Here is a 4,024-nt window from a genome sequence, read left to right on the forward strand (position 1 = left end):
CCGGCCGCTGCGGGCTGCGCAGCCGCAGCGGCACGGCGACGGCCTGCACGGTCGGGATGACCTCGTCGTGGCTCGTCGCATAGCCGCGATCGGCGGCCGCCGCGATCGCGGCCGCCGTGGCCGCATCCACCTCGACCGGCCACTGCGAGGCCGGCAGCGTCGAGAGGATCGCCTTCCCCGGTGCGCCGAGCGCGATCGAGTGGCGGGCGCCGGGCCGCTGGGCGACGGAGGCGACGGCGTGCCGCGGCTCGACGCTCGCCAGGGTGATGCACTCCTCGCGGTCGAGCACCGCGAGGAAGCACGTCATGCCGAGCTCGTCGGCGGTCGCCGTGAGCTCCGGCAGGGCCGCCGACTGCAGATCGGGCGCGACGCCCGCCGCCAGGGCCGCCATCCTGGCGCCGAGCGTGACGCGCCCGGAGTCCGTGCGCACCACGAGCGCGTGATCCTCCAGGGTGCGCACCAGCCGGTAGGCGATCGAGCGGTGCACGCCCAGCCGGCGCGCGAGCTCGTCGATCGCGAGCGCGTCGCGCGCCTCGGCGAGCAGCTCCAGGATGCGGATGCCGCGGCTCAGGGTCTGCGACGCCGGGGCGGTCTCTCTCGAGGTCATGCGGTCTCTCCCGTGGCCCGGCGCGGGGATTGTGGCGCGGCTCGGTGTCGTATACGATCTTATCGTTCTGTAGTAGAACAGTGAGTTCGAATATAGAACACACCTGATTCCATCACAAGGCCCCGACGCCGCCGTCCGGGAAAGGATCTCCGACGATGCAGTTCCACCACAACGGCTATGTCTCCGGCGACCCGCGCGTGCAGCCCGCCGCGGGCACCGGGATCGACCGGCCGGCCGAGATCCCCGACGAGGTCGACGTCCTGATCGTGGGCTCGGGTCCGGCCGGGATGCTGCTGGCCGCCCAGATGTCGCAGTTCCCGACCGTCGTCACCCGCATCGTGGAGAAGCGGGACGGGCGGCTCGTGCTGGGTCAGGCCGACGGCATCCAGCCCCGCAGCGTGGAGACCTTCCAGGCGTTCGGCTTCGCCGAGCGGATCGTCGCCGAGGCGTACAACATCGGCTGGATGAACTTCTGGGGACCCGATCCCGAGAATCCGCAGAACATCGTGCGGCGATCGCGCACCGCCGACTATGCGTACGACATCAGCGAGTTCCCGCACCTGATCGTCAACCAGGCCCGCGTGCTCGACTACTTCGCCGAGGCCGCCGCCGCGGGCCCGGGCCGCATCGCACCGGACTACGGCGTCGAGTTCGTCGGCCTCATCCGGCACGAGAGCGGGGACCACCCGCTCGAGGTGCGACTGCGGTACGTGGCGGGCGAGCGCGCCGGTCAGGAGCGCGTCGTGCGCGCGAAGTACGTCGCCGGCTGCGACGGCGCGCGCAGCGGCGTGCGCGACGCGATCGGGCGCCGGCACCTCGGCGACGTGTCGGCTCACGCCTGGGGTGTGATGGACGTGGTCGTGGAGACCGACTTCCCGGACTGGCGGATCAAGTGCGCCATCAACTCCGAGGCCGGCAACATCCTGCACATCCCGCGCGAGGGCGGGTACCTCAGCCGGATGTACATCGACCTCGGCGAGGTCGCCGCCGACGACGACCACCGCGTGCGCCAGACCCCGATCGAGCAGATCATCCGCCACGCGAACGAGATCCTGCATCCCTACGTCCTCGACGTGAAGGACGTCGCGTGGCACAGCGTCTACGAGGTCGGGCACCGCGTGACCGACAGGTTCGACGACATCCCCGACGGCTCCGCGCTCGCTCCGCGGGTCTTCCTCACCGGCGACGCCTGCCACACCCACAGCGCCAAGGCGGGGCAGGGCATGAACGTCTCGATGCAGGACGGGTTCAACCTCGGCTGGAAGCTCGGCTCGGTGCTCACCGGACGCAGCCCGGAGTCGCTGCTGGCGACGTACTCCGCCGAGCGGCAGCCGGTGGCCCAGCAGCTCATCGACTTCGACCGGGAGTGGTCGACGCTGATGGCGCGCAAGCCCGAGGAGATCTCCGATCCGGAGGATCTCGCGGCCTACTACCTCGCGACCGCCGAGTTCCCCTCCGGCTTCATGACGCAGTACGCGCCGTCGGCGATCGTCGCCGGCACCGCGCGCCAGGAGCTCGCGGCCGGCTTCCCGCTGGGCAAGCGCTTCACGTCCTCGCCCGTCGTGCTCGCGAGCGACGGCAACGTCGTGCACCTCGGCCATCATGCGAGGGCCGACGGCCGCTGGCGCATCTACGCCTTCGCGGATGCCGAGGGCCCGCGCGACGACTCGGCCCTGGCGGCGTGGGCGCGCTGGATCGAGACCGCGGACGACTCGCCCGTCCGCCGTCACACGCCGGACGGCCTGGCGCTGGACGCCGTGTTCGACGTGAAGGCGGTGTACCAGCAGAGCTTCGAGGACATCGACGTGACCGCCGTGCCCGCGGTGTTCCGGCCGCGCAACGGCACGCTCGGAGTCACCGACTGGGAGAAGGTGTTCGCGGCGGGCCCGAGCCGGTGGAACGACAGCGACATCTTCGACGAGCGGGGCCTGTCCCGCGACGGTGTGGTCGTCGTGGTCCGGCCCGACCAGTACGTCGCGCACGTGCTGTCGCTGACCGCGACCGAGGAGCTGGCGGCGTTCTTCGCGCAGCACATGGCGCCGGCCGGCCGCTGACCGCCGCTGACCGCGTCGCGCCCGTCGGCCCCGGCAGCCCGTGACCCGGGCCGCTCCCGCGTCTTTCCGGGCCTCTCGACCCCCTTTCCCGGAAGCTCACCCTCTGAGTCGCCCCGCGGGTCAGAAGGTGAGCGTCCGGGGTATCACCCTCTGAGTCGCCCCGCGGGTCAGAAGGTGAGCATCTGGGAAGGGGATGCGGGGCGGGGCTGGCGGAGCAGGCCCGGTCAGGAGTTCACGCGGATGACCTCCCGCTGGTACGGGGCGACCACCGAGGCCGAGATCCGCAGATCGAGCAGCAGGAACGGGCGATCGGATGCCGGCTGCCGTGCCCAGTCGGCGAGCCGTTGCAGATCGGCCAGGCGCCGCACCGTCACGCCCTCGGCGCCCACGGCCCGGCCGAGCCCCGCGAAGTCGACCTCGGGGATGAGCATCGGGCCCGGATCCAGACCCTGCCGCCCGTACAGGTTCACCTCGGCGCCGTACGCCGCGTCGTTCCACACCACGGCCAGGCCCCGGCCGCCGGCCACGCGGACGGCGGACTCCAGGTCCGCGAGCGCCATGAGCCCGCCGCCGTCGCCCGTGGTGAGCACGATCGTCGCGTCGGGCTTGGCCATCGCGGCGCCCGGGACGGACGGGAGGCCGAGCCCGATCGACTGGTACGCGGTGCCGACCATCAGCATCCGGTCCGGGGCGGCGACGGGCCAGTACGTGTTGGCCCAGCCGATGAAGTGGCCGCCGTCCGAGACGACGACGCGGTCGCGGGTCGAGGGCGAGGACTCCAGCAGCTCCCCGATGCGGGCGGCGACCGTGCGCGGGTCGAGCCTGCCGTCCGGCGCGAGCTCGGGGCTCTGCTCGCGCGCCCGCAACGCCGCGCCGTCGATGCCTTCCCGCCAGCCGCTGGGCGCCCCGCCCTGTGCCCGGAGCCGCTCGACCAGCGCCTCGGCGACCAGTCTGGCGTCGCCCCGGATGAACCCTCCGACGTGCGGATGCGTCGCCGTCGGCGCCGTGTCGACCTGCACGACGCGGGTGCCGGGGGCGAACAGCTCGCCGAAGCGCATCGTGAACTGATTGAGCGCCGCGCCGAACACGACCGCGACGTCGGCATCGCGGACGAGCGCCATGGCGCCCTCGGCCCCGAAGCCGCCGGCGACCCCGAGATCGAACTCGGCCCGCGGGAACAGCCCGCGGCCGAGCGCGGTGGTCGCCGTCACCGCGCCGGTCGCGTCCGCCAGCTCCGCCAGCGCGTCGCCCGCGTCGGCGAGGTGCGCGCCGCGTCCGGCGAGCAGGAACGGACGCCGGGCCCCGGCGAGGAGGCGGGCGAGGTCGTCGACGGCCGCCGCGGCGAACGGCGCCGGGGCCAGCG

Annotated in this window: 3 protein-coding genes; 1 reads left to right on the top strand and 2 read right to left on the bottom strand. The window is 73.1% G+C overall.

Features of this window, described 5'->3' with window-relative positions; translation table 11 throughout:
* Positions 1–607: IclR family transcriptional regulator (locus tag QM626_RS02820; protein WP_415073748.1), on the bottom strand; the 607-nt coding region annotated here is incomplete at its 3' end.
* A 155-nt stretch (positions 608–762) separates the two neighbouring features.
* On the opposite strand from QM626_RS02820, the gene QM626_RS02825 reads away from it, so the two are divergent.
* The gene (locus QM626_RS02825; RefSeq protein WP_415073750.1) at positions 763–2,661 is read left to right on the top strand and encodes an FAD-dependent monooxygenase; all 1,899 of its coding nucleotides are present in this window, start codon (positions 763–765) and stop codon (positions 2,659–2,661) included.
* Between the two features lie 224 nt (positions 2,662–2,885).
* On the opposite strand, the gene QM626_RS02830 is transcribed toward QM626_RS02825, so the two are convergent.
* The coding region (locus QM626_RS02830; protein ID WP_415073752.1) for a thiamine pyrophosphate-dependent enzyme at positions 2,886–4,024 on the bottom strand (1,139 nt) is incomplete at its 5' end.

It is taken from the genome of Microbacterium sp. (assembly GCF_047606385.1).
Classification (GTDB): domain Bacteria; phylum Actinomycetota; class Actinomycetes; order Actinomycetales; family Microbacteriaceae; genus Microbacterium.

Coding starts and splice junctions, on each gene's coding strand:
- QM626_RS02825 (WP_415073750.1), top strand. CDS start 763: ATGCAGTTCCACCACAACGGCTATGTCTCCGGCGACCCGCGCGTGCAG.